General features: G+C 45.2%; 1 protein-coding gene. It reads left to right on the top strand.

Annotated elements, in window-relative coordinates; all coding sequences use genetic code 11:
- Positions 1 to 85: 85 nt before the first annotated feature.
- The coding region (locus H6A34_RS15670; RefSeq protein WP_275955212.1) for a transposase at positions 86 to 582 on the top strand (497 nt) is incomplete at its 3' end.

Below are 582 nucleotides of genomic sequence, written 5' to 3'. Positions count from 1 at the left end.
AACGATTGAAAAAGTTGTGGGAATGAGATATTTTTAGTACCTTTATAGTTGATAATCAATAAGTTACATAAAAATATTCATTCCCATGACTGATGCAAATATAATAGAAATTTTCTGTATTCTCGATGAATTCTGCAAATATTTTGCTCCCGAACTGAAAAAACACACGCTGGACATCTGCGGCAAACGTCGCCGCAACCGCCCATGCCTCATGTCCGACAGCGAGGTGATGACCATTCTCGTACTGTTTCATATCATGCGCCACCGAGACCTCAAGTCTTTCTACCTCGGTTATGTATGTAACCACATGCGCAAGGAGTTTCCACACCGCCTGTCGTACAACCGCTTCGTAGAACGCCAGGCTAAGGTAGGGCTCCATCTTTTGCTGTTCCTGCAGACATGTGCGTTGGGTAAATGTACTGGAATATCCATTATCGACTCCACACCGTTGAAGTCATGCAATATAAAGCGTGCGCACAGCCACAGGACGATGAAGGGATGGGCGGCCAAGGGCAAGTGTACGATGGGATGGTTCTACGGATTCAAGCTGCATATAGTGATAAACGACCGTGGCGAGATAAT

This window comes from Marseilla massiliensis (genome assembly GCF_016899855.1).
Taxonomy (GTDB): domain Bacteria; phylum Bacteroidota; class Bacteroidia; order Bacteroidales; family Bacteroidaceae; genus Prevotella.
Note: the sequence above shows the minus strand (reverse complement) of the source record. Positions and strands in the feature narration are given on the sequence as shown.